General features: G+C 60.4%; 23 protein-coding genes. 1 reads left to right on the top strand and 22 read right to left on the bottom strand.

Features of this window, described 5'->3' with window-relative positions:
• Positions 1 to 38: 38 nt before the first annotated feature.
• Positions 39 to 1,574 carry a Do family serine endopeptidase gene (locus BLR72_RS15955; RefSeq protein ID WP_091950168.1) on the bottom strand — a complete coding sequence of 512 codons (1,536 nt, stop codon included), beginning with the start codon at positions 1,572 to 1,574 and terminating at the stop codon, positions 39 to 41.
• 184 nt (positions 1,575 to 1,758) lie between these two features.
• On the opposite strand from BLR72_RS15955, the gene BLR72_RS15950 reads away from it, so the two are divergent.
• On the top strand, positions 1,759 to 2,649 hold the full coding sequence (locus BLR72_RS15950) for an MBL fold metallo-hydrolase (RefSeq protein WP_244506722.1): 891 nt from the start codon (positions 1,759 to 1,761) through the stop codon (positions 2,647 to 2,649).
• Between the two features lie 6 nt (positions 2,650 to 2,655).
• On the opposite strand, the gene BLR72_RS15945 is transcribed toward BLR72_RS15950, so the two are convergent.
• The 21 genes from BLR72_RS15945 to BLR72_RS15850 form a co-directional block, all read right to left on the bottom strand.
• On the bottom strand, positions 2,656 to 3,129 hold the full coding sequence (locus tag BLR72_RS15945) for a cytochrome c-type biogenesis protein (RefSeq protein WP_091950165.1): 474 nt from the start codon (positions 3,127 to 3,129) through the stop codon (positions 2,656 to 2,658).
• Positions 3,126 to 5,108: a heme lyase CcmF/NrfE family subunit gene (locus tag BLR72_RS15940; protein ID WP_091950163.1), complete on the bottom strand. Its 1,983-nt coding sequence runs from the start codon at positions 5,106 to 5,108 to the stop codon at positions 3,126 to 3,128. Before BLR72_RS15940 ends, BLR72_RS15945 begins: the two co-directional genes overlap by 4 nt.
• Entirely contained in the window at positions 5,105 to 5,551 is a 447-nt protein-coding gene (ccmE, locus tag BLR72_RS15935) for a cytochrome c maturation protein CcmE (protein ID WP_027229939.1), read from the bottom strand. The genes BLR72_RS15940 and ccmE overlap by 4 nt, the downstream gene beginning before the upstream one ends.
• Positions 5,551 to 6,732, bottom strand: coding sequence for a c-type cytochrome biogenesis protein CcmI (ccmI, locus tag BLR72_RS15930; protein ID WP_091950161.1), 1,182 nt, complete (start codon positions 6,730 to 6,732; stop codon positions 5,551 to 5,553). Before ccmI ends, ccmE begins: the two co-directional genes overlap by 1 nt.
• Before the next feature lie 80 nt (positions 6,733 to 6,812).
• Positions 6,813 to 7,241 (bottom strand): hypothetical protein, encoded by a 429-nt coding sequence (locus tag BLR72_RS15925; RefSeq protein ID WP_091950304.1) that lies wholly within the window; start codon positions 7,239 to 7,241, stop codon positions 6,813 to 6,815.
• A gap of 81 nt (positions 7,242 to 7,322) precedes the next feature.
• Entirely contained in the window at positions 7,323 to 8,624 is a 1,302-nt protein-coding gene (locus BLR72_RS15920) for a sensor histidine kinase (RefSeq protein ID WP_091950302.1), read from the bottom strand.
• A gap of 145 nt (positions 8,625 to 8,769) precedes the next feature.
• Positions 8,770 to 9,441 (bottom strand): response regulator transcription factor, encoded by a 672-nt coding sequence (locus BLR72_RS15915; RefSeq protein WP_027229943.1) that lies wholly within the window; start codon positions 9,439 to 9,441, stop codon positions 8,770 to 8,772.
• Positions 9,442 to 9,463: 22 nt separating this feature from the next.
• On the bottom strand, positions 9,464 to 9,715 hold the full coding sequence (locus tag BLR72_RS15910; protein ID WP_051614801.1) for a hypothetical protein: 252 nt from the start codon (positions 9,713 to 9,715) through the stop codon (positions 9,464 to 9,466).
• Positions 9,716 to 9,807: 92 nt separating this feature from the next.
• Positions 9,808 to 10,026: a hypothetical protein gene (locus tag BLR72_RS15905; protein WP_091919251.1), complete on the bottom strand. Its 219-nt coding sequence runs from the start codon at positions 10,024 to 10,026 to the stop codon at positions 9,808 to 9,810.
• A 13-nt stretch (positions 10,027 to 10,039) separates the two neighbouring features.
• Positions 10,040 to 13,897, bottom strand: a complete 3,858-nt coding sequence (locus tag BLR72_RS15900) for a baseplate multidomain protein megatron (RefSeq protein ID WP_091950159.1) — start codon at positions 13,895 to 13,897, stop codon at positions 10,040 to 10,042.
• A 13-nt stretch (positions 13,898 to 13,910) separates the two neighbouring features.
• Positions 13,911 to 14,351, bottom strand: a complete 441-nt coding sequence (locus BLR72_RS15895; RefSeq protein ID WP_091950157.1) for an NlpC/P60 family protein — start codon at positions 14,349 to 14,351, stop codon at positions 13,911 to 13,913.
• Complete coding sequence (locus BLR72_RS15890; RefSeq protein WP_091950155.1) at positions 14,348 to 15,214, bottom strand: DUF2163 domain-containing protein; 867 nt, start codon at positions 15,212 to 15,214, stop codon at positions 14,348 to 14,350. The genes BLR72_RS15895 and BLR72_RS15890 overlap by 4 nt, the downstream gene beginning before the upstream one ends.
• Positions 15,211 to 15,837, bottom strand: coding sequence for a DUF2460 domain-containing protein (locus tag BLR72_RS15885; RefSeq protein ID WP_091950154.1), 627 nt, complete (start codon positions 15,835 to 15,837; stop codon positions 15,211 to 15,213). Before BLR72_RS15885 ends, BLR72_RS15890 begins: the two co-directional genes overlap by 4 nt.
• Before the next feature lie 12 nt (positions 15,838 to 15,849).
• Positions 15,850 to 16,398 carry a phage tail tape measure protein gene (locus tag BLR72_RS15880; protein WP_091919259.1) on the bottom strand — a complete coding sequence of 183 codons (549 nt, stop codon included), beginning with the start codon at positions 16,396 to 16,398 and terminating at the stop codon, positions 15,850 to 15,852.
• Positions 16,399 to 16,614, bottom strand: a complete 216-nt coding sequence (locus BLR72_RS15875; RefSeq protein WP_228018831.1) for a rcc01693 family protein — start codon at positions 16,612 to 16,614, stop codon at positions 16,399 to 16,401.
• Positions 16,611 to 16,949 carry a gene transfer agent family protein gene (locus BLR72_RS15870; protein ID WP_091950152.1) on the bottom strand — a complete coding sequence of 113 codons (339 nt, stop codon included), beginning with the start codon at positions 16,947 to 16,949 and terminating at the stop codon, positions 16,611 to 16,613. The genes BLR72_RS15875 and BLR72_RS15870 overlap by 4 nt, the downstream gene beginning before the upstream one ends.
• Positions 16,942 to 17,361 carry a phage major tail protein, TP901-1 family gene (locus tag BLR72_RS15865; RefSeq protein ID WP_091950150.1) on the bottom strand — a complete coding sequence of 140 codons (420 nt, stop codon included), beginning with the start codon at positions 17,359 to 17,361 and terminating at the stop codon, positions 16,942 to 16,944. Before BLR72_RS15865 ends, BLR72_RS15870 begins: the two co-directional genes overlap by 8 nt.
• Before the next feature lie 13 nt (positions 17,362 to 17,374).
• Entirely contained in the window at positions 17,375 to 17,782 is a 408-nt protein-coding gene (locus BLR72_RS15860) for a DUF3168 domain-containing protein (protein ID WP_091950148.1), read from the bottom strand.
• Positions 17,779 to 17,928 (bottom strand): hypothetical protein, encoded by a 150-nt coding sequence (locus BLR72_RS22515; protein ID WP_175492376.1) that lies wholly within the window; start codon positions 17,926 to 17,928, stop codon positions 17,779 to 17,781. The genes BLR72_RS15860 and BLR72_RS22515 overlap by 4 nt, the downstream gene beginning before the upstream one ends.
• Positions 17,925 to 18,260 (bottom strand): phage head closure protein, encoded by a 336-nt coding sequence (locus tag BLR72_RS15855; protein WP_091950146.1) that lies wholly within the window; start codon positions 18,258 to 18,260, stop codon positions 17,925 to 17,927. Before BLR72_RS15855 ends, BLR72_RS22515 begins: the two co-directional genes overlap by 4 nt.
• Positions 18,260 to 18,823, bottom strand: coding sequence for a head-tail connector protein (locus BLR72_RS15850; RefSeq protein WP_139202540.1), 564 nt, complete (start codon positions 18,821 to 18,823; stop codon positions 18,260 to 18,262). The genes BLR72_RS15855 and BLR72_RS15850 overlap by 1 nt, the downstream gene beginning before the upstream one ends.
• Positions 18,824 to 18,862 lie beyond the last annotated feature (39 nt).

The following is an 18,862-nucleotide window of genomic DNA, read 5'->3' as shown; positions in this document are numbered from 1 at the left end:
GGGGGGTGTGAAGCGCCGCCGCAACCTTTAGATCAGGATCAACCCTGATTGATCGGCAGCGCCACGAAGCGCGACTGATCGTTGGTCTGGACCTGCAGGAGGACCGCCTTGCGGCCGGCCTTCGTTGCAGAGGTGATCGCCGTCTCAATGTCCGCGCCGCTCTTTACCGGTAGGTTGTTGACCGAAACGATGATGTCACCCGTGGTGATGCCCTTGTCGGCTGCGTCGCCCTGGCGGTCTACGTCGGTAACCACGACACCCTTGCCGTCGTCGGAAGGCATGACGGTCAGGCCGTAGTCATCAAGAGCCGAAGGCTTTGCAGTCTCCTGGTCCGGCTGCGTGTTCTTCGAGGCCAGCTGATCGTCGCCCGGCATCGCCTTGATCGCAACGTTCAGGGACTTTGCTTCACCCTTGCGCCATACAGTCAGCTCGACATCCTTGCCCGGATTGATCGCAGCGATCTTCTTGGCAAGATCACGTGGGTCGGAGACGGTCTCGCCGTTCACGGCCGTGATCACGTCGCCTGCCGATACGCCAGCCTTTGCGGCGGGGCCATCAGCCTGCGGTTCGGCAACGAGAGCGCCCTTCTCTTCGGCTAGGCCAAGGGACTCAGCGATCTCCTTGTTGACCGGCTGAATCTGTACGCCAATCCAGCCACGCGAAACCGATCCGGTCTTGATGAGCTGATCGACAACGTTCTTTGCTGTCGTCGAGGGGATGGCGAAGGCAATGCCGACGCTGCCGCCCGACGGGGAGAAGATAGCGGTGTTGATGCCGACGACTTCACCGTTGAGATTGAAGGCCGGGCCACCGGAGTTGCCGCGGTTGACGGCAGCATCGATCTGCAGGAAGTCGTCATAAGGGCCTGCGCCGATATCACGGCCGCGAGCAGAGACGATGCCCGCCGTAACGGTACCGCCGAGGCCGAACGGATTGCCCACAGCAACGACCCACTGGCCGACGCGGATCTTGTTGTCGTCGCCGAACGAGACATAGGTGAACTTGCGCTTGTCATCGACCTTGAGGACGGCGAGATCGGTACGCTTGTCCTTGCCGATCAGCTTGGCGTCGAGTTCGGTGCCGTCATTGAGCACGACCGAATAGGCGCTGCCGTCTTCAACAACGTGGTTGTTCGTGACGAGATAGCCGTCTTCAGAGATGAAGAAACCGGAACCCTGGGCAGTCGGACGGATGCGGTCCGGACGGCTGTGATCACGTGGGCCACCCTTGCGCGGCTCCATGCGCTGGCCGCCCTGGCCACCGAAATCATAGAAGAAGCGCTTCAACGGATGGTCGTCCGGCAGCTGATCAAGGCCCGGCATGCCCCCCGAACCATCGTCGGCGGTCTGGTGAACGGCGCTCTTGACGCGGACGCTCACAACCGCGGGGCTGACCTTCTCGACAACGTCGGCAAAGCCGGGCTGCTGGGGAGCATCGACACGCACGGCTTCAGCCTGAGCCGGAACGATAGCGGCGAGCGGACCCGTTGCCAGAAAGCCCCCGACGAGCGCCGAGGACAACATTGCGGCAGCGATGCCCTTGCGGAAGTGTGAGGACTTGCGAATATTCGGCATGAATGTATCTCCTTGAAAGTCCGATCGTGAGGAGGACGATCGCTTTATAGCAGTAGTGATACAGATAGGAACGTTACCCCGCTATTTCCGCAACATGACAAATTTGTAAGATTGACGTTGGACGACATGTGGAAAGCTGGCTACAAACCGCAGGCGCTTCCACTTCTGTTACATGGAGACACCCATGCCGCCGCTTGGCTCAACGCTGCGTATCCATAAGCCTTACGAAGGCGTTTATGCCTTCTATGATGGACGGATTGACGGGGTGCGCGCCTATTCCGAACGTCCCAACTGGCTGGATGACGGCGCTTATTCGCTTGGCGTATGTTCCTATGCACTGCTGTCCGGAGATGAGGCGCTTGTCTATGACACGAGCATTTCTCTTCCCCACGCCCGAATAATTCGCAAGACCCTCAAAGATGCCGGAGCACGCAGGATTACAGTCGTGCTGAGCCACTGGCATGTGGATCACGTTGCCGGCAACGAAATTTTCGCCGATTGCGAGATCATCGCCAATAGCCTGACGGAAAAGGCGTTGCGCAATCATCGCGACAATCTGGAAAACAGGGAACCGCCAATCCGGCCGCTGGTCATGCCCAACCGCATTTTCGAGGGTGAATTGAGCTTGAAGATCGGTGCGCTCGACATCGATTTGCGCGTCGTCGATATTCACAGCCACGATGGCACGATGATGCTGCTGCCGGCAATGGAACTATTGTTTGCCGGCGATGCGCTCGAGGATCCGATAACCTATGTCGCTGAACCCACCCGGCTGAAAGAGCATCTTGCCGATCTCGCCCGCATGGCGGCCTGGGATTTCTCGAAGATCCTGCCCAATCATGGCGCAGAGGATATCATTGTCGCGGGCGGTTATGGGCGGGGCCTGATCGATGCAACAAGAAACTATGTCGAGAAGCTGATCACGGTGCGCCAAAACAGGGATCTCCCGAGCGGCGACCTAAAGGCATTTGCAGAAGAGGATTTTCGTTCGGGCGCGATCAATTATTTCGCTCCCTACGAGGTCGTGCACCGCGAGAACATCAAGGCAGTTCTCTCCGGAGAGGCGGAAGAATAGTCCGCCTTATTCCTTCGGAGCGGCGAAGATCTTTTTCAACTCGCGTTTTTCGCCATCCGTAAGCGGTGCGATCTGCGCGGGATTAGCCCGGCGCCGCCGTATCGAAATGAGAATGGCAAATCCTCCGGCAATAAGCGCAGCGATGGGAAAGCCCCAAAGCAGGAGCGTTGAGAACTGCAGCCGCGGCTTCAGGAGCACGAACTCCCCATAGCGCGCGACAAGAAAGTCGAGCACCTGCTGGTCAGTATCGCCGGCGACCAGCCGCTCGCGCACCAGCAGCCGCAAGTCCTTGGCAAGATCGGCGTTCGAATCGTCGATCGACTCGTTCTGGCAAACCATGCAGCGCAATTCTGCCGAGATGGTACGCGCACGTTTCTCCAGGGCCGGATTGCTCAACATTTCGTCAGGCGACACCGCCTGCGCTGCGCCAGCCAGGCACAGTGAGAGGCCGAGGATAATTAAGGCAAGCAGGCGCTTCATGCCGTAGCCCGCGCCTTCGATATCTTCGCTTTCGCGGGAGCACCAATGCGAAGACGCCGGTCGAACAGCGAGAGACAGCCGCCAGCCATCATCGCAACGCCGCCGAGCCAGATCAGAGTGACCAACGGTTTCCACCACACCCTCACAACGACGCCGCCATCCTTGGCCGCATCGCCGAGCGAAACATAGAGCTGGCTGAACCAGAACGTCTTGATGCCCGCCTCCGTCGTCTGCATCTTGCGGACGGGGAAGAAACGCTTTGACGAAAGGAGATCCGTCACTTGCGCACCCGAACTGTTAAGGACCGTAAAGTGATCCTGATCTTCGGTGTAGTTGGACGATTTCACGGACTCGGTCCGGTCAAAACGCAACGTATAACCGCCCGCGGCGATGGTATCGCCGGGCTTCATCACGAGAACGCTTTCCGTTGCAAAAGTCGACACCGCCACAATGCCGAGCAGAGTGACGCCGAGTCCGAAATGCGCGAGCGTCGTGCCGAAAACCGAACGCGGCAGACCGACGAGGCGCTGGAAGGCAGTGCTTGCAGAGGTCTTGCCGAAACCGGTCTTGAGAACGAGATCGGTGATCGCGCCAAGCATCAGCCACACTGCAAGACCGATACCAAACGCCGCGAGAACGCCGGACGCCGACGTCTGGTAGAGCACGAGACCAACGGCAATGAGCGCGATAAAGAACGCGGCCATCAATCGTTGCGCTACGGCGAGAATATCTCCGCGCTTCCAGGCAAGGAGCGGTCCGAACGGCACCGCGGCCAGCAACGGTAGCATCAGCGGGCCGAAGGTGAGATTGAAGAAGGGCGCACCCACCGAAATCTTCTCGCCGGTCAGCGATTCGAGCAGTAGCGGATAAAGGGTGCCGATCAGAACAGTTGCCGCTGCCGTTGTCAGGAAGAGGTTGTTGAAGACGAGCGCCCCTTCGCGCGAAATCGGCTGGAACAGGCCGCCGGGTTCCAGCGTCTGCGCCCTCCAGGCGAAAAGCGCCAGCGATCCGCCGATGAAGAGCACAAGGATCGCCAGGATGAACAGGCCGCGTCCCGGATCGGTCGCAAAAGTGTGAACCGACGTCAGCACGCCGGAGCGAACAAGGAATGTGCCCAGCAATGACAGCGAGAACGTGAGGATCGCGAGCAGTATCGTCCAGATTTTCAGCGCCGAGCGCTTCTCCATGACGAGCGCCGAGTGCAGCAGTGCCGTTCCCGCGAGCCACGGCATGAACGAAGCGTTCTCGACCGGATCCCAGAACCACCAGCCGCCCCAGCCAAGTTCGTAATAGGCCCAGTAGGAGCCCATGGCGATGCCGCCGGTCAGGAATAACCAGGCGGTCAAGGCCCATGGGCGCACCCAGCGCGCCCAGGCGGCGTCGATCCGGCCGTCGATCAGGGCCGCAACGGCGAAGGAAAAGCAGACCGAGAACCCGACATAGCCGAGATAAAGCATGGGCGGATGAATGGCGAGGCCGATATCCTGCAGGATCGGATTGAGATCCTGGCCTTCGATCGGCGCAGGATTGATGCGGGTGAAGGGGTTGGAAGTTGCCACGATAAACAGCAGGAAGGCACTGCCGATCCAGGCTTGCACACCCAGAACGTTGGCTTTGAGCGCCGGCGGCAAATTATTGCCGAAGAAAGCGACGAGCGCGCTGAAGAAGCTGAGGATCAGAACCCAAAGCAGCATGGAGCCTTCGTGGTTGCCCCATACGCCGGTGAATTTGTAGAGCAGCGGCTTTTGCGAATGGGAATTCTCAAAGACGTTCTGCACCGAGAAATCGGAAAGGACATAGGCTGTCGTCAACGCAACGAAGGAGAGCGCGATCAGGGCGAAGACCGTGAAGGCCGCGGGAACTGCGACCGCCATCATCCGCTCGTCGTTGCGGCGCGCGCCCAGAACAGGCAGGACCGCCTGCACTATCGACAAGGCAAGGGCGAGTACCAGCGCGAAATGTCCAAGTTCCACTGTCATTGCTGCTTTGCCTCCCCTTGCCAGACACCCTTGGCTTTCAGACTGTCTGCAACCTCCTTGGGCATGTAGTTCTCATCATGCTTGGCGAGGACGCTATCGGCAACGAATGCACCGCCCGGCGTGAACCTGCCCTCGATCACCACCCCCTGGTCCTCTCGGAAGAGGTCCGGCAAAATGCCCTCAAACGTCACAGGCACGCTTTTGATGTGATCGGTAACGGCGAAACTTACTTTCGCGCCCTCACCGCGCACGACGGTGCCCTTTTCGACGAGCCCGCCCAGCCGGAAGCGCGACTCCGACTGCATATCGGTTGCCTGAATATCCGACGGCATGCGAAAGAAGGCGATCTTCTGCTGAAGCGCAAACAGCACGAGCGCTGCCGCGACGCCGAGAACGAGCAGCCCGCCGCCGATCACCGAAAGCCGTTTCTGTTTGCGCGTCATCAATTTTTCTCCGGCGTCCCGGGCTCGTCTTCAAGCCCGAGGTCCTTGGCAACCGCATCGAGCTGAGCGACCTTGTCGGCACTCAGTACCAACTTTGCACGCCCAAGCGCTTCAATCGCATCGTTTGGGCGGTTGAGAACCACGTAGGAGCGAACCAGCCGTTCCCAGCCCTCCACATCATCAGGCGATTGTTTCAATTTTTCGGCAAGCCCGGCGACCATCGTTTCGATCATCTCGGCACGATCCTGGCTGCTCATGCCGGCTGCCGCTTCGACCTGCGAGGCATCGGGGCCCGTCTTTTCCACATTGCTGACGTCGGGCGCATCACCGGAGATTTCCTGGTCCAACCTGGTCAACGCGGCCTGCGCCTGATCGCGCCATGGAACGTCCGCGGGTGCTTCGACCAAAAGCTTCCTGATCAGATCGCGGGCTTCCGTGAGGCGACCCTGCTGCATCCACCCGTCAATGATGAAGAATTGCGGACGCATGTCCTTTGGATCGAGTTCAAGCGCGTGCTTGAAGACGGCCTCCGCCTCAGGCGTGACCTTGCCGTCGGCGGCAGCCGTCATCGCCTGCCCGAGGCCCAGTTGCCGCGTCGCGGTGTCGCCATTGAGGCGGATTGCGTTCTGGAACGCGGTTATCGCATCGGCAGGCCGGCCAATGCGAAGATAGATTGGCGCCAGCACCTCCCAGCCCTGCCCATCGTCCGGATTGAGCGTGAGGTGAGCCTCGGCGCGCGCTATTAGCTCGGCGGGCGTGCTTTGATCCGGCGGGCGCGACAGACGCTCGGCCAGCGGCTGTGCCGGAAGATCAGGCGAGCCCGTCTTCGTATAAATGCCCCAGGAAATCAATGGAATGGCAATTACGGTTGCGAGCGTGAGCCATTCGCGCAACGCGCTTTTCTGCGGACGAATGCTTGTCCTGTCGACTTCGACGGCCTTTGCAGATTTCAGCAGGCGACGGCCGATCTCGGCCCGCGCCTGTTCGCTGCTCACATGGTCGATGAGCCCTCGCCGCTCGTCCGCGTCAAGTTCAAGCAGCTGATCGCGGTAGACTTCGACATCATATTGACTGTCCGATGCCGATGGCTTGACGCGGCGCGTCAAGGGCAGAAGCACGAGCAACGTCGCGCCCACGGTTAAAATTGCAGCGGATATCCAGAAAACCATGGGTTGAGACATAGACTCCCATCCGCCTAAAATCCAAGGGATTTCGCAGATAGGGCATTTCGCCGCAAAACTAAAATGTGATCAGATTACTGCTATGTAAGCGGTGTCCAGCTGCCGTCTTCATTTCGGCAAGCCGTCCCGCGCGCTGATTGCGGCGTGCCATCTATCCTCACGGTATGCGTGTACTGGCGGCAATTTTGCGATCCCACCTGATAGGGCTGCGCGGCAACGACCTCCCCGGAGCGAGTGCCAGTGCTGTTCTTCCACTCGACGGTCTTGCCGGCGGGAGAATACTCCAATGCCTGGTACTCGGCTTGCAGGGCGCGCTTGCGATCGGAGGCATCGAGCGACGCATTACCGACCAGCCCGTTGCCGAGAGCGGCAATCACGCCGGAGGCCGGCGCCTTTGCGCCTCCTGTGAGGCCGCTGATCGTTCCGCCGCCGCTTTTCGATGCTGAGGTCGTCGAGCAGCCGGCGAGGAGTGCGACCACTAGGAGGGAAATGGCAATCTCGAGTTTCATCATCTGTCCGTCTACAAATACATCAAATACATGGGCAGCAATCGTTTATGGCCTGATTGAGCGCCGTCTTGCAAGCCTCATTCAGGTTCCGGCGACGGGCAGTGTCAAACGGGCGCTCAAGCCGCCAAGATCGGCACTGCGTTCCAGCCGAAGCGTGCCGCCGTATTCACGCACGGTGTCGTGAACGATGGAAAGCCCAAGACCGGTGCCCGGCTTGCTCTCGTCAAGACGCTTGCCTCGCGTCAGGGCATCCTTGATCTGTTCGGGGGCGAGCCCCGATCCATCGTCATCGACGCTGATCTCGAATCCGGCATCTACCTGGCTGAGCCTAAGCCTGATGACGCTATTTCCCCATTTGCCGGCGTTCTCAAGCAGATTGCCGACCATTTCTTCAAGGTCTTCCTGTTCGCCTGCAAAGATGACATCGTCCATGTAGTTGTCGAAGCGTACCTCCTTGTCGGGATTGAGCTTCGCAGTTACGCGCACCAACCGTTCGAGAATCGGCGTCACCGGCGCTCGAAACACCACGCTGTCGCGCTGCGCCGCGACGCGGGCGCGTTGCAGATAGTGCTGGACCTGTACCTGCATAGCCGCGCTCTGCTCGGCGATGAGGCGCCCCTCGGTGCCGCCGATCGTGCGGCTTTCATTGACGAGGACGGAAAGCGGCGTCTTCAGCGAATGGGCGAGGTTTCCGACCTGGGTTCGCGACCGTTCCATGATGCGGCGATTGTTGTCGATCAGCGCATTCATCTCGCGGGCAAGCGGCGCAATTTCATCGGGCAGGTTCTCATTGAGGCGTGTTACCTTGCCCTCGCGAATGTCGGTAAGGCTCCTTCGTACACGGTCGAGGGGTCTCAGGCCGAATAGGATGACGGCAGCGTTGATCAGCGTGCCGCCCAAGCCGAAGATACCGAGGTAAAAATACAGCGTATGGCGAAAATTGGCGATTTCGCCTTCGACTTCGCTGAGATTGCCCATGACGCGGAACCGGGCGACACGGTTCTCCGCGTCGAGGACGACCTCGGTTTCGACAACAGAGAGCTGTTGCCCATTTGGCCCCTCTTCCGTGTATGAGCGCTGAAACGAGGTGTCGAAGGGAACGAGGAGCGTGGACGGCGAGTCGATGCTCTTGTCGCCAAGCGAAATTGAGCGGAGCGAGCCCTTGAGGTTGTCACCCACTGGCTCGACCGACCAGTACCAGCCCGACATGGGGCTCGAATAGCGCACTTCTCCAGGATCGGGACGACCTGCAAGGGTGCCGTCGTTGACGCTGACCGACGCGATGACGCTGAAGAGATGGGCCGAAAGCAATTGCTTGAAGCTTTGCAGGCGCGCCTCGCCATAGAGCGCCGAGATGATCGTGGCGATCGCGAAAAACGAAATGATGGTCCAGAGCGTCGACAGGGTGATGACGCGCAGGGAAAGCGAACGCAGGCTGGGAAGAAAGCTGCTCAGGCGGATGTTCACGCGTCGCCCTTTGTCCTAGTGGTGATCGAAAAGTGGTCGGCAGCCGGCCGGCGGGACACGATCAGGACTTGCTGTCCTGCGATTTGATCCGGTAACCCATGCCGCGGATCGTTTCGATCAGATCCATGCCCATCTTCTTGCGCAGACGTCCAACAAAGACTTCGATCGTGTTGGAATCGCGGTCAAAATCCTGGTCGTAAAGATGCTCGACGAGTTCGGTGCGCGAGACCACTTCGTCCATATGATGCATCAGGTAGGATAGAAGGCGAAACTCGTGCGAGGTCAATTTCAGTGGCGTACCGTTGACCGTGGCTTTCGATGTCTTCGTGTCCAGCCGCAACGGTCCGCATGTAATCTCTGACGAAGCATGTCCTGCGGCGCGGCGGATAAGGGCACGCAGGCGCGCTAGAACTTCCTCGATGTGAAAGGGCTTGGCCACATAATCGTCCGCGCCGGCATCGATGCCGGCAACCTTGTCGCTCCAGCGATCGCGCGCAGTGAGCAACAGCACCGGCATGCTGCGGTTGTCCCGCCGCCACTTTTCAAGAACCGTCAGGCCGTCCATCTGCGGCAGACCGATATCCAGCACTGCCGCGTCATAGGGCTCCGTATCCCCCAGGAAGTGCCCCTCCTCGCCGTCAAAAGCCTTGTCGACCACATAACCGGCCTCGGTCAGCGCTTCGACCAATTGGCGATTGAGGTCACGATCATCTTCGACGACGAGTATTCTCATCCATTGTTTCCCAAGCGCAAACTCAGTTTGCCGGTACGGCCACTTCGACGCGGCGTGGCCGTTCGCCATCCCGGCCTGGAATGAGCACCACGACAACGCATACTTCCTTGCCGTTCTGCACAACGGACGTGGCGCGCGCAAGGGTGCCGCCTTGCGAGTCCGCGACCTGTTGGCCGACAGACGAACAATCCGCGGCTTGGGCGCTGCCGGCCCCAAGGACGCCAGCGACCGATATAAGGCCCGCAAGGGGCAGGGAGAAAATCAGGTGTTTCATCATGGCGTTATTAGTATCGCTTGGTGTCTGAACGATGCATGAACAGTTGGGATGCAAAGGGCAGGATTGCCACTACGTCACGCCTTTTAACACTATATTTCTTTACGTGAAATGAGCGACGTCGCACTTATGCGGCCAAATAGCGCTGCGATTCCGCTGAGCGCGGTCATGAACTGTACGATGGTTTCGGTGAGCTCGGCCGGTTGGACATGCTCAACGGAAATGTTGAAGAAGCCCGAGCAGGACAGCAAAACCGTAACGATCGATGCCCATATCGTCTTCGAAAGGTACCAGGGTTTTTCATTGGTCATAATCAAATCCCTTTTAAAAATGGCTATATTTCAATAGTTTATGGCGAATTGCCAGATGAGCCTGCCGGCTGGGTCCCGTGACGGCCGAAATCATCGCGACGTAGAAGTCAAAGTCTGCATCAGGATTGCCCAAGTCGTCCCGGCGCTGCGGCAAGCCATAAAGCCAGCTCGGACCAGCAACCTCCACGGAACGCACCACGCGCTCGCCAAGGCGAATCTCGATGCGGTAGGCCTCTCGTTCCTCGCCGAGTGGTATGTCGGCGGCCAGCCAACTGTCTGCATCGATTCGGCCGCGCCTGATCCAGCGGAACCGCAATTCGCCATTGGCCTCAAGGCTTGCTTGCAAGTGCACGGGTTCAAGCGGTTGCAGAGCGCGCAGACCAGCCGTCGCCGCGACGGTCGTATAGAATTGGTCGGTAAATTCCTCGCCGGACGCTCCGATGCGCCAATTCAGGGTAAGCCCCGCCTCCTGCGGTTTCAGTCCGATCGGCGCGACGGCACGGTCGAGCAGGATCAATGTCGTTCCTGCCGGCCTTGCTTCGCGCGCTTCCCGCTCAGTTCCGCACTGCCCACGCAACAGCCCGGACAGCCGCCAGCGATCGCTCTCAACCTCTTCGGCGTTCTGAAACTGCAGCATTTCCCAATGGCCGTCGGCGGTCGCCAGCAAAGCAGTGTTGCCGCCGTTGAGCATTTGGGAAAGGGAAATTGACCGCAGTTCGCTGGAGTGGAGATGAACTTCGAGGAATTGGCCGAAAATGAGCCGCCCGCTTGCGCCACTGCCGGGGAGAGGAACAGTCAGTTCGCCCATTATGGCCTGGTCTGCCAGTTTGGCCCGGGCTTCGAAGCCCGACATTTCCGGTGACGCGAAGGCGCTGACCCCACGCCAGGGCTTGGCGAGAGCCGCAATCCGGAATTGATCCGCAGGCTTTTCAATCCCAGGCCACATCGGCAGATCGATGAGTTCGAAATGCGGCTTCCCGACAATCATGACGCTACCGGCAACTGGGGCCGCAGGAAGGTCTGCCTTGACGGGGTAGCGGACGTGGCGCGACATGGCTCTCGCGGCAACGCGGCGTGTTCCGCCATCCTCGATGGAGGTGACCACGAAAACCGATCCGGCATTCTCGCCGGCGAGCCTGATCTTGTCGCCGGGTTTCAGCGCCGCGTGCTTCCAAGGGAGTTCGCATACGAGCGAACGGCGTGCGGCGCGGCGCGCTTGCAGCCGTTCCTCGGCCAGCGAAACGGCCTGTCCCTCATCGATCATTCCTGCAAAGGTGAGGTTTTCCGTGCCTTTGCCGTCGGGTCGTTCGGCGAAGGCCACTGCCCCCTGAAAGTCGAGCAAGGGATCGCGATAGGCAATTTCGACGCGTGACGGCTGGTCCATCAACTCGTCCAACCGCCATTTGACCGGGCCGGAATCCTCCTGTTCCACTAACTCGTCGATGAGACCCGCTTCGCCGCTGAGCCGCGAACTGCTTCTGAAGATGAGCCGCCCGCCATCCTCGAAAGCGTCGATCCCGAAAAGCGTCAACAACGGTTCGATCGCCGCCCGCACGCTTGTGGGCTCATCAATGACGTAGCCACCGACGAAGCCATCGACGGCGCTTGTGTCAAAATTTGTCGCCCCAAAATCGCTGAGGATCGCCGAGAGGAGCTCGTCGAGCGCCACGCCCGAGAGCCGTCCGTTCAACCAGTGACCGGTGGTCCAGTTGCCTCCGTCTGCCCACAGCTTGCGATTGAGCGGGAACTCCGGAAACGGCCGCGTGTCCCAGGCCCAGACATAGAGGCGCTCCTTGTCCAGCATCTGGCCACCGCCGCCGGCAATCCAATGACTGAAGTGTGCGCGCAAATAGCGGTTCTGGGCAAGATCATTGCGCCCGTGTTCCGAGAAATAGGGAAATGCGCCTTCAGAAGATTTCATGTCCGGAAAGACATTCGGCTGGTTCGGCCCCTTGTCGACAGCCGGACATCCGAGCTCCGTAAGCCAGACCGGCTTCATCATCGGCCGCCAGGCGGTCGGTGTGGCGCTTTCAACCCCGCCAATGCGGTTGAAATGCAGGTTCTGCCACCAGTTCGGAATGTCCTTGTAGCGGTAGATCCATGGCTTGCCTCGCCCATCGGTGATCGGCGTCCGCTTTCGCGTCGTCCGGTCGGCGCTGGATGCATAGTACCAATCAAACCCTTCACCGGAAGCAATCTGCGATCGCAAGGCGGCGACGTCGTAAGGTGCCGCGAAACCGTCCGGCCCTGGCACGCTATAGTCCTCGTCGCGCCAATCGCTGAGCGGCATATAATTATCTATGCCAACGGCATTGATGTCGGGATGCGCCCAAAGAGGGTCCAGATGGAAATAGACATCGCCGGACCCGTCCTGCGGATGGTGGCCGAAATACTCGGTCCAGTCGGCGGCATAGGTCAGTTTGCAGCCGGCGCCGACCACCTGACGGACATCGGAAGCGAGTTGGCGCAGCCCGTCGACAAAGGGAAAGCCGTTCGACTGGTCCCTGACGATGGTCAGTCCGCACAATTCCGAGCCGATGAGGAAGGCGTCGACACCGCCCGCCAGTTCAGCGAGATGCGCCATGTGTAATATCATGCGGCGATAACCCCAGTCGTCTGCATCTCCCTTGAACTCAACCTGCCCCTTCTTTACGCTGAAGTCTTTTGCCTTGCCGAGAAATGCCGCGATCTGGGCCGCCGCGTTGGCCGTCCGATTGGCGGTGGCGGGCCGCAACGGCGCCGGGTGGCAGGTTATGCGGCCCCGCCACGGAAAGGTCGCTTGACGGCTGCCCCCGTAGGGATCGGGCAGTTGGTTACTGTCCAAAATATCAAGCATGATGAAGGGGTAAAGCGTCACCCCGAGCCCCCTCGCCTTCGCACCCATAATCGCGGCGATCACGCTCGCATCGGACGGCGTGCCGCCGTAGGCCGCGCCCTCAGCAGTCCGCGAGATCAGATGAGCATCGGATCGAGCGATGCCGCCGGCGTGCCAAGGTTTGCTTTCGCCACGCGCCTTGCGCTCCATCACGCCCGGCTTGATCCGGCACTCACCGGCGCGCAGGTCCGTCCCGAACCACGGGACCACGATCGCGACATGCTTCAGCGAGGGGCAAAGCGCCTGTAGCTCGTCCATCGAGGCCTGCCAGTCGCTATGTGCGCGCAGGCAATTGCGATTGAGCGATCGCGTCTCGCCCTTGCTCGGCTCGTCTGTCACAGGTTGCGGCGATAATCCAAACTCGGTCGCGCCAGGTATCAAGGCGACTGCCGGTAGATCACGAGCGGCAGCACCGACGGCGCGCACCACCTCAAACTGGAACTGCGGAATACGCCCGCCAAACTCATCGACAGGCATGCGCTCGAAGACCACATAGGCCGTGCCGCGATAGGCGGGGGCATTGCCGGCTCCCTGCTTGGCTTCGATCAAGGGATCGGGCGGCTGTATCTCGCTGCCCTTATAGACGCGCATCGTGCATTTCGTCTGGTCGAATTCCTTGCCGTCGGCCCACATGCGGCGGATCAGGCTGATCTCGCCACTGGCCACAGCAATGGCAAAATTGGCGAAATAGGAATATTCCGTGACTTTCGGGCCGCCCTTGGAGCCGCGCCGATCGCTCTTGACCTCTTCGAAACGTGTCGCCCAGATCAGCGTGCCAGGCAGACGCGCCGTTCCGTAGAGACGCGGCAGCCCGGCACCTTCTTCTGCAACGGTCGGCCGCATCGACGACATCCGCCCTGTCTCGATGCGCTCACCAAACAGGGCCTGATCGATGAGGTAGCCACCGAGCGAGGCGGCCGCGGTCCCGATTGCGGCTGCCACCGTACCCTGGCCCAGCAGCCATCCCGCCGCAGTTGTCAGAACAATTGTTGCCATCTAATTGGATCTTTCAGCAATCTTCTGCCGGTTCAGGAAATGCGAAGGCGCCGGCAATCCGGCGGCGCCATTGCGGCACGAGCGTCGATTCCAGTACCGCATGTCCTTCATAGGCGTGGATGAAGCGCTCAGGACCGGCCAGGATACCGAGATGCTTCGCAGCGACATTGTCTCGCCAGCGAAAGACGAGCAGATCGCCGGTGCCTGCTTCGCAAGGCGGCTTTTCGATCATGTGCCGCTGCGCGGCTTCAAGCAGCGGATCGCCACCGCCCGCGTCTGCCCAATCCGCCGAATAGGGTGAGACCTGTTGCGGCTCGCTGCCATATAGCGCACGCCAGATGCCGCGTACGAGGCCCAGGCAGTCGCATCCGACCTGGCAACGTGATCCCGCATGGCGGTAGGGTGTGCCGATCCAGCGGCGCGCTTCGGCAACAGCAAGGTCAGCAGCCGTCATGGTACCAACGGCCCGCCATCAAAATTGCCCTTGCCGTCGGCGTAATTGTAGGCGGCATCGTTGCCCGGCAGATGCGGGAAGCCGCGAAAGTTGACGCTGTTGCCAAACTTCGCCTTACATTGGGCAAAACTCTTGTCGCATCCCGGCAAAAGTTCGAACCGGTCGCCGACCTTCGGATCCGGAAACTGGGCGTCGCGCAGGCCGAGCCGTATTCCGCCGCCATATTGCCCGCTGCTTAGAACAATATTTGACGTGCCGTTCATCCAAGTGAGCGCTCCATTGTCAAACCACTGGCCAGTCGGCGGCTGCAAACCCGAGACCACGATTTCGCGATCAGATAAAATCTGGATGACTACGCCGGCCTGTTTATCCGCACCGTGGCCGCAACGACGGTCTCCGAGTTGGGCGTCGCATCGACGCGTGACGCGCCTGCCGCTGATCTTATCGAGGTCGGCGGCGCTGCTTTTCAGTTCCGCCACAAAACGCCCGCCGGAGCGGGTAATCGCGCCAATTCGAGAACTTCGCAGAAGGGTGCACTGGTCGGGAGCGCTCCAGTTGACGAGCCAGGTTTCTACCACCGCAAGATCGAACGCCCCGCGTTCGATGTCCGCATCCGCAATGCTCAAGGACGAAAGCGCGCCCTCCACTTCCGCGCTGTCGACGCTGAGCCCCAATGAGGTCGTTGCCTCGCTGCCGCTGAGGCCCGTCTGGGGCTCGCAGGCAACGCCGGCGACGGAGAGTGTCTGGTCGTGATCTGTGAAGCCGAAGACCACTGCATCGCGCCGGCGGATAATCCAGCAGAAACAATGCGTTGTAATCTCACCTGCAAGATGTGATTCCAGCAATGGCGAAATTTGCGTCATGCCTTCACCTCAATGATCGGTATGGAAGGAATTTCGCCCGCCTTGAATGATCTCAGGCTGATCGCCAGACGATCCGTATCGAAGCGGGCCGGCACGTCGAAGCTGAAACCGGCGGTGATGCTTGCTCCCGCAGGCGGGACCTTTCCCTGCTGGAAACTGACGCGTCCGCTCATGGTATCGACGGCGAAATCGCCGCTACTTCGCTCTACCCCATTGACCGCGACGCGCACGCTGCCGGGCTCTGGCTTGGTAATGGGCCTCGCATATTCACCGTATCGCTTGGTCAACTGGAATATGGGGTTAACGCCATCGCCATGCCCAAGCCACTGATCGGCAGGCGAAACCGACTGTCCAGACTTGCATGACAAATGATCGAAAGGATCGCGAAACCGGAAAGCGTAAAGCGAGCCGCGGCGCGCCTCGAAAAATGTCATTACGCTTCCGAGATCGGCGAGCGACCGAACGCCGGTGCCCGCATCATAGTGACGCCGCGATTGGGCCCAGCGCGCATTGCGCTGTTCGAAACCGGAGGTCAGCGGAACGATCTCATTGCGCCATTCGGGGCCGCCCGTCGCGCCGAACGACACGCCGGTTGGAAAACGCACGTCATGGAAACCAGTCATGGTTGACCGCCTTTAAAGGGTTCGCGCCCCGCGTTGAACCGCACGCGCCAGCATGCCGGTCATCTGCGCTTCCGATTTGCGGAAGGAGGCGGCATCCGGCGTCGTCACATTGAAGGTGACATGGAGGGGTGCGCCGCCACCCTGGGATACGACACCAAGCTTGCCGTCGGCACCGCGCGCCAGCGGCATGATCGCCTCGGCGCCGGCTTCGCCCATCAATCCCAATGCACCGCCATCGTTGAAGTAAGTAGGACTGTTGACGACACCGCCCTTCGCATGCGGCTTTGCCCCCTGGAGACCGTTGAACAGCCCTTCAAACCAGCCGGACGCCATTTTCTGCAAGGGTGCAAGACCGGCGCCGAGGGCCATGTTGGCAAGGCTCATTCCGAGGTTGCGCAAGACATCCTCAAAACTCCTGCCGCTGACGGCCGCACCCTTCAGCGCGTCGCTTATGGAGCGGCCGAATTGCTTTGACCTCGCTTCAAGGTTGGAGAGAACGTTTTCAACGGACTTCGCATCGGCCGTAATTTTCAACGGCACGGCAAATTCTTCGGTGGCCATTCATTGCTCCACATCATCGGGAAACATGCGCATAAGTTGTTCAATTTCGGATCGTGTAGGTGCCAGGAGCGCGCGCGGCCGCGCGAAGGCGGCGTTGAGCTCGCGCAAGGTCATGGCCCAGAACGCCGATGGCGTCAGCCGCAGCAGGCCCAATCCCGCCTTCATGATGGCGTCCCATGGAAAGGCGTCGACCGGCTGATCTGCTGCGGCTTTCAAGGGTTTGGCGGCACTTGCTCCGATTTTGAATCACCGAAGGTCGCGCTCAGCAGTTCGCTCACGATGGTTGCAAAGCCGGCGGCTGCGCCCTCCGTGCGCATCAGAGCCACTGCCTCTGGCCCTACGTCGTTCCCGCCGCCTCTAAGTCCAGCAGCGATGATCTTTATGAGATCGCCGGCAGAAAGCGCGCCGCCGGCAAAGCGTCTCAGCAATGCGCCAAGGTCCTGCGCCCCAAAGGCGTCCTCGAGCTCGGCAAGGGCGCCAAGCGTCAGGCAAAGCGTAAAGTCGCGTCCGTCGAGATTGGCGCTGATCTCACCACGGCGGCGGTTAGGCATGGGCCGCCTCCGTGAATTCTACCGGACCCGCGGATTCCAGCGCGATCTCGAAGGTCACCTCGCCGTCATGCGCGCCACCATATTCCAGCGCGATGATCTGGAACAGTCCGCGCAGGATGCCGAAATCCGGCAGGACGACCTGCCAATTGGCGATGGTGCCGTCGAAGAAGGCCTGGCGGATAAGCGCGTCGGACTGTGCATCCTTGAACAGCCCGGAGCCGCCGATCGAGGCGCGCTGCACACCGCTTCCGCCGAGCAGTTCGCGCCAGCGGCCGATGGCGTCGGCATCCGTCACGTCGACGGCTTCGGCGTTGAAGGCGATGCGCTTGGAGCGCATGCCGGCAACGGTGATATAGCTGCCGGCGGCGTTGGCGATCTTCAACAGAATGTCTTTGCCTCTTTGGGCACCCATCTCGTGTCCTTTCTTATGGCTGTTCTTCGGTGACGGCGCGGTAGCGGAGCACACCGAGGTAGCCGTCTCGATTGTCTTCGGGCCGCGCCAGCGACGATTGCGGAATCAGGTTGATCAGCCGGTGGCCGGTGAGCGTCAGTTGCGTCCCGGTCAAAAGCCGATCGATTGCATGCATGATCTGCATCACGGATTTGCGGCCGCTCGCCCGATCCCAGACATTCAGCGTGAAGATATGTTCGCTGCCACGCTCGCTCGCCGTGCTCCAGTCGTAAGTCGTCGAGGCGCCAAGCGTCACATAGGGAAATTCCGTCTGCGCCGGCACGCGGTCGTAGACACGGGAATCTATCAAGTTCTTTAGTGACGGATCTGCTTTCAAGAGTATTAGAACCGCCTTCTGGAGTTCCAGTCCGGCGCTCGTCATCGCTTCGGCTCCGGCTTGGGCTGGCTTGAGACGCGCACCGGTGTCTCAGGCTTCGGTGCTGCGATTTCCTTCTCGGATAAAGCGATAGCTTGCCAGCGCAGGGTCCTTATGAGATCGGCGACCGTCAGCTCCATGGTGATTTTCATTGAACCTCCTCGCGCACGCGGCAGACAAGATAGCGGCCGCTCTCATCCGGATCGTGCAGTGTCAAAATCTGGAAAATGCGGTTGCCTTTGCGCAGGCGCATGGCGCTCGTGATATCGCGGCGCATGCGCAGGGTTATGCGATGCGTCGCCTCGGGAAGCGCCTGTTCGCCCAGCCAGCGCACCCCTGCGTCTATGGGCTCGACCTGCGCCCAAAGCGTGCCGATTTCGGTCCAGGCGACGAGAAGGCTGCCGGTATCGTCCGTGTCGTACCCGGGCTCCTGAAGCGACAGTTCCTGCGACAATCGTCCAGGATCGATGAACAGCGTCGGCATCAAAGGGATATCCTGCGCCAAAGTCCGACCGTACGCTCGAAGGCTGGCGGATAGGAGACTGGCTGCTGCGAGACATCGAAGACGCCGCGAAACTCATACCAGTGCGCGACAAGGGTCATGATTGCGTGGCGCAAGGCATCGGGGACGTCCGTGCCGGCCTCCCCGAAACCGGCCTCGAAATCGATCTCGAGGCCGGAGAGCGCCGCATGGCTCGGTGCAGCAAGGTAAAACCGCGCTGGACGGGTCGAACCGTTCAAGTGAATAGAGTCTTGTGCAAGAGCGACCGGCGTCCCGTCGTCCTGGTATGCTGTGACCGAAACAATGGAGCGCAGGGGATATTTGGCAATCTTGATCAAGCCATGCCTCGGCCAGCGATCGGCATAAAGTCGCCAGGTCTGGGTGACGAGCGCAAGACCAGTCTGTTGCTCCAGCGTTTCGCGCGCCGCCTTGATCAGACCAATCAGGAGCGCGTCCTCGCTGCCATTGTCGAGACGCAAAAACTGGCGCAGTTCCGCCAGCGTCACCGGCTCGAGCGCCGGCGCCGTCAAAATTGCAAGAGTCATGGAAGTGTCCTGATTGGAATGGGTTTTTGGTGCCACACG

This window comes from Phyllobacterium sp. YR620, assembly GCF_900104165.1.
Taxonomy (GTDB): domain Bacteria; phylum Pseudomonadota; class Alphaproteobacteria; order Rhizobiales; family Rhizobiaceae; genus Phyllobacterium; species Phyllobacterium pellucidum.
Note: the sequence above shows the minus strand (reverse complement) of the source record. Positions and strands in the feature narration are given on the sequence as shown.